Origin of the sequence: uncultured Paraglaciecola sp., assembly GCF_913058035.1 — a bacterium.
GTDB lineage: Bacteria > Pseudomonadota > Gammaproteobacteria > Enterobacterales > Alteromonadaceae > Paraglaciecola.
Genome location: NZ_CAJXPA010000208.1, coordinates 1 through 6,354, shown reverse-complemented (window position 1 = coordinate 6,354; position 6,354 = coordinate 1). Strand labels below are relative to the sequence as shown.

The 6,354-nt window shown below is 34.6% G+C and carries 3 protein-coding genes; all 3 read right to left on the bottom strand.

What is annotated here, in order from left to right; genetic code table 11:
• A partial coding sequence (locus QZ562_RS18485; protein WP_293763489.1) for a DUF3450 domain-containing protein occupies window positions 1-569 on the bottom strand: 569 nt, incomplete at its 3' end.
• 2,768 nt (window positions 570-3,337) lie between these two features.
• Window positions 3,338-4,453: a redoxin domain-containing protein gene (locus tag QZ562_RS18480; RefSeq protein ID WP_293763488.1), complete on the bottom strand. Its 1,116-nt coding sequence runs from the start codon at window positions 4,451-4,453 to the stop codon at window positions 3,338-3,340.
• Window positions 4,454-5,775: 1,322 nt separating this feature from the next.
• On the bottom strand, window positions 5,776-6,354 hold a 579-nt coding region (locus tag QZ562_RS18475), incomplete at its 5' end, for a putative 2OG-Fe(II) oxygenase (protein WP_293763487.1).

The following is a 6,354-nucleotide window of genomic DNA, read 5'->3' as shown; positions in this document are numbered from 1 at the left end:
TCTTCAGTGGTTTTAGTCCCTGTATATTTTAGTGTACCTTGATAAGATTGTATGGTAGTACCGTATTGATTCTCGATCTGATAAGACTCAATAACCTGACGAAATTGTTCAGACGTTGTAACATTTGAATTAGCCATGATGTCACGTAAACGTTCAACACGTTCTTTGCGCTCATCAAGTTTAATTGGAACATCGAGGGCAATAAATTTCTCAAGACTATCAATCATTCTGAACATCAGCGGAACTACGCCACGTTTGACTCCATCGATACCATCAATTTGAGTTTGCAGTGAGTCAATACTACGCTGCTGGTCTGTTACAAGTGTAGATACATAATCATTATACACTTTCAGATTTTCGGTTTCATCGACGACTCCACGATACTCAACAAACAATTCTTGTGACTGCTCGTACAGATTGTTTATTTTCTCTTGGGATTTCGCTGCAGCCGCATGAATTTTTGCTTCTTCTTTGTGAAGCTCGTTAAGCGGATCTGCGGAGACGACGGCGCTGCTACCCAGTGCTAAAGCACCAACGACGGCAGAAGCAATAAGGTTTCTCTTGCTCATTTTGGACATAATTCCCAACCATTTTTTTTGTTTTAAATCCTCGTCGAGACTTGTATTTTGTCGACAAGGGGCTTTAGGTTTTGTTGTTTAAGGGGCTTAGAATTTATTAACATAAATACTAGGACTAGCGAATATTCACATGGATGTAAGCGAATTGTCAAGGAAGTACTGTCAGTTTAAATTTACATTTAATTAAAATTAATTGTTGATTTTTACATGTATTTACAAAATTATTTTGATCCTTCAAGAATTGATAGATATTTTTGCTTAACTATCATACAACCGTTGTCTTTTAACTCATACTTTTCCATCACATCACACCAACTTAATACGTTGAAGACCACAGAGGTATTATTCAGAATACATACACATTCTTTAATAAGATTATATGTGTAAACATTGACAAAACAATCGTTAAACATTTTTACATATTCGTTAGCATCTCCAAAAGTAAATAATTTTTACGCTTTTTAAAACATAATAATCGAGTCCCTTAACTTTAACTCGTGTTACATATTTAATTTTTGTTGTAAGGTAACTTAAATAGACCGCAAAGCGTTATGTACAATCACGCTACGTTGAATCAACACTATTAACGTTTCAGCGTTATCCATTTTAAATATCTCCATTTTTGTCAAAATATACCCACACTTTTAACAATTATGCTGCTACCTTTTAACTTAAATAAGAGTGTTAATTAACCATTATCAGTTACTCAATTACACTCTACTTCACCAATAAAAGCGTTATTTTTGACCTACAATACGACTTCTGTGTTGCCGGAATACAGCCAAGAAAAATGAATTGTAAGATTACCTAGGCTTATTTTATTAATAGGTTAGAGTCCGACGTTTAAACGTTTTCAAAAACTTTTCTATTGCTTTATTTACCATACTACTCATTAGTAGCTGAATTAACTGACCTCATGAGTCATGCAGTATTAAAGGTTTACAATGATAATTTAATCATTTATTTCAGACGTAACTTCAAAAATTGTTAGCTTACTTCTATTATCCTTTGAATACAGATTAGTCTTTTCCACTCTAAGCAATGTTCTATTCTGCAATAACTGCATTATAATTACCTTATTATAAAAATTGTTTCAGTACCAAGATAAATACATAGCAATACTTTTAAACACGGAATAGAAAACGAATAATACATTAGGTTTTATGTTGCGTGTTTGTAATTTTTGTTACAACACTCATTATTGAATTAAGTGTTATCTTCCTGGACAGACATAATAGATTTATTATCAGTCTCGGCGAGGCGATTTCATAGCTAAAGTACCTTGCAAGAAGCAGAAAATTATTAGGCATTTTAAGATTCAGTTCAACATATTGATACCATTAACTATTCAGGTGTGATTTCTTTAAAGATTGAACTTAATTTGTCTGTCATTAAACTTATAAACAGTACAGTACACTATCCAGTCGATCAAATAATGCGTCTACATTAGTTAATCTGAGCAATCAGTATCACAAATACCAAGAATATGGGAAGACGATTGTCGTTTAAAAATCATTGAATATGAGCCCAGAAAATTCAAATAAAAGCTAATTATGGCAACACTTTTAAACGTTTAAATCATTTTTAAAAGCACATTATTATGATTATTAAGTATTAGAAAATCCTCCCAACTTAGTTTGAATTCAACAATTCCCTACACAAGTCTATGCAGACACGCAGTTTGCATCTTCGGCTTTGGAAAGTATGCTTAATACAGTCAATCTAGTACTTGATTCTATTCATGTAAGAACACGTCGAGGTAATATTCTAAAACAGGCTGTGTTTCTAAGAAGCTATAGAATCCTTCCCTGGTATCGGCATGATATTACTTGACGAATTAAACACAAAAATTAGCCTTGGTAATTGTTATCTGCACTTAGCTAAGATTAACAAGCAATAGCGGCACTACTAAAAAAATCTGAATAAATATGTAATCAGTACCTATATTCAAGTCAACGTTAACCCTATGTATTACTAGTTTTTCCAATTTTTATTTCAGCGATGAATCTCTTAATAGAATTTTTAGAGTTAGTTCAAAAACCCATCAATAAATAACCTTTCTGGTATCCACGTTAGGGAGTCACTGTATAAAAAGTCATAATTTTATTGGCTAAATATATACATAAAATTTCCAGTTTAAGAGATGATATTAAATATATTTCTGACATATTAAATGTTAATAAAACATAATTTACAAAGTAGCTGGTAATACCGATATCAAACTCATTCCTTAATATCGGTGTTTCTTTACTTAGCGATAAATTATTGATGAGTGTTTTCATATAGGGAACATCAAATTGGTTTCTCTATTCTACTGTCTATTCGCTTTAAAACACGCCGCTCGAGTCATAGTGGACTATTTATAAACGTCTTCTCACGTATGGATCATCATTATGGTCAGACATTTGAAAAACTGAGCTATTTTTATCAAACTTTAATAAATTGTTAGCATCAGGTTTTTCCTGACAATATTTATGATTATTAATGCGTGGCGCTGGTTTCTGAACAGGAAAAAGAAGCAAAAATTTAATCAAGGCATGTGGATTGATATGTAACCTACGTATCTAAAATTCTATCAAGAACCGTCGAGTCGTTACACTTTGTAAGACCCCAACGCAAAAACCAGTATAACAATCGGATTTAACCGACTTTAAGTTTTATGGAATAGGTATGCAAAACACAATAGGAATGCAGAAAATAATTTAAGAAATAAACTATCAACAAACTATGACATTTTTGATAGCTATTATTTTATGAATTTAACGTTTGTTAATGGTTGTTTCATTATAAAAGTGTGAAATCAAATTGTAACGAACACCCTTTGTAGTTTCATTTACTTCGTGTAAAAGTGATGAAGAAAATACCATAGCTGTTCCTGGTGTGGTTCTATAACCATGAGGATTATATTCATTAAACACTAATTCTCCACCTTCGAAATTATCATTCAAATTCATAGAAAACGCAAAACGACGATAAGCTGTAGCGGCACTAGAATCATCTCGATGCCCCATTTTATTACCTTCTCGTTCGCCTTGATATCGAGCAATATGTAAGTCTTCACGGAGAGTAACATCAAAAGCAAAAGCTTTTTTTATCATTGGAGTGACACGACCCCAAATTCGTTGATCAAGAAACTCTAAGATGTTGCGCTCTTTAATTATTTGGTCAACCCTGTCTTGTCGATTATGTTCATAAACAGGCATTTGATAATCGCCATCAAATTCACCTTGACGCGGCGGACGTACCGTAAAAGGTGCACCGAGTTCATAATAATCCGTTAAACGGCGACATTCTTCTGGTGATAAGACGTTGGGAATAAGCAGAATAGGAGCATGCGGTTGTGACCATCGATCGGGTTGTTGTGATTGGTCAAGTGTTGTTTTATTCATAATTTCCTCAAGCGCATTTTCAATATTGGTTGCTGAATCAAACCAGGTTCTAATTTGTCGAAGTGGCGTCAATAATACTAATCTGCTGAGTTCTCCGTGGCATTTATGTAAGCCATATGAAGCAAAAACAGCGCCTGTTGAGTCGCCAAGGATTGGCCAGTCAACATTCAATCGGCGTTTTAGCTTTCGATTTGCCTGTGCGTCACTTGATGCTGTGATAACAACAACTCGAAGTTTCTTATCTTCAAATTGTGCTTGTCTTTTAGATAAATTGGACAACAGTTCTGTAAAACGGTCTAGATTGAGATCATTTAAGAAAAGTAATAAAAGATTAACTCCCGATAAATGATCATCCGTGAGTTTGAGTAGACGTCCATTTTCATCCCTCAGCTCAAAAGGCAATGCAAATTCACCGATCCATAAAGGTTGTACATATGCAGCTATTTGACTGGCTGCACGATCGTAGGTAGAGCGTTCTTCTGACATAAGATAACAAATAATTTTTAATCACAATAACATGTTATTTCAATTTGGAAAACTACGAGACACAAGTATGATTATATTGCTGATTGTTATATAAATAATGTGTTAACTTCATATTTCACCAACAATGCTCATCTATAGGATGTTCTAGTGCCTCTGAAAATCAGCAAGTTTTGTCGCTTATAAAAGTAAAACTATTCAACTTCAACATAACAGAGTCGGTGTTAACTTAGGTACTCATTGATGATAACAGCCCAGAATATGCTCACTGAAGCTCAATAGTGTCTGGGTAGTACCAATAAATCCCACAAACATTCGGTATTGTCAAAACAACTCGTGTTAGCCCCGATGAGTCTCTATTAAACGAAAACTGTGACGATTTAAAATGTAAATGGCAGGCTCTGTCATGACAAGTGGCGACCAAGGCAATATCAAAGACGGCTACTATTGCCGTGCTTTTTTTGCACAAGACATTTTGTTGTTTGACTTTGTTGTACGGTCTTGTTTATAGGCTGTGTAGAGCAGCTTAGGAGAGACCTGAGCCTAAAAGCTCAGCGGTTCTTTTCACTACAGTCAGCTATAGACACATAAATGGTTTTGATTTAGCACAAACTTTGCCTAATCTGACGTGGTCCCACCTCAATTAGCCTCTAGTAGGTGAGGGTTTTATGAAAGATAAACTACTAATATCTTCATCAACCTCATCAATAACTCATCACACTTCCCTAGCATTCTTTTGGCACCGACCTCAAAGTCACCTCTTCGCTCCACTATCAATAACTGTAAAGCAAAACATCATTTATCCTATAAATCCTTCATAACTTTTACTATGCATTGCAGCGTTGTTCCTAAGGCTAACCCAGTGTTGTCAATATTTACAGGCAAGATATAAGTTACATCTTCATTTGGACACATATAGATCACAAGATTCATAGATATTAGGTAAACGTTACCACGAGTGCGAACCAAACATTAGTTAGTCCAATAATTGAACCTGATACTAAAAATCTGGCCTTCGATTATCGACAACTTTGGCTAAGACTCGATATTGGAATTGATTTGAGTTTCAATGTTTCCGATTATCACCGCTGAATGGCCCTATGAAATAGCCATTGGTATGGTTGCATGTATAAGGTGCTAGGATTTAAGGTATTTGATAAGAAAAGTATCCTGTCATTTGTAAACTCATATTGTCAAGGCTTACATCTCAACGATACTACCGTTAATGTCCAATTAGGTAATCCTACTGAAACAAGTTATTAGCCTAACAATCTTGACTATGAATAACTTGCCCATAAAAACAGCCTGAACAGTCAACTATAAATTTATAACTTTATTTTTTTGACTCGTTTTCTAACATCACAGGCGACAGTAAGACGATAATATTCTTCGTTAAAGGGTACGGTTCCGTGCCATAGAAATGAAGGGAATAGTATTAGTTTTCCAACTTCAGGTTTTATATATCTGGTCGGTGTGAGTTCAGATTGAAGGTCAATGTTGGGAACACCTACATAAAACCAACCTGCTTTTTTTTTCTCATTTTGAATTTCTTTAGGTAATGTTACGTAAAAGGCAGAGCTTAACCACCCTAAAGGGTGCATATGGTTAGAATGGTACCCCATATCGTGTAACTTAACAGACCATGATCCACTGAAGTAACTCGGTTCATGATTTGTAAAACCGGGGTAGAGACAAATATTTTGTAATTTATTTATCTCTTTAATATATGTTTTTGCATCTTCAATGTACCTTTCAAACTCATCCACTAGATGTGTAATTAATGGATGATTATCATCGAACAAGTTTCCTCTAGTCTGCACACCAAGGTGAAGTGTTTGTTCTAACGGTTGGTGTTTACCTTTATGCAAGACCTGTAAGTATTTATCTAACGCTTGGCAATATGT

Bases quoted from the DNA above. Each gene is read 5' to 3' on its own strand.
- QZ562_RS18480 (WP_293763488.1), bottom strand. From the start codon at position 4,453: ATGTCAGAAGAACGCTCTACCTACGATCGTGCAGCCAGTCAAATAGCT.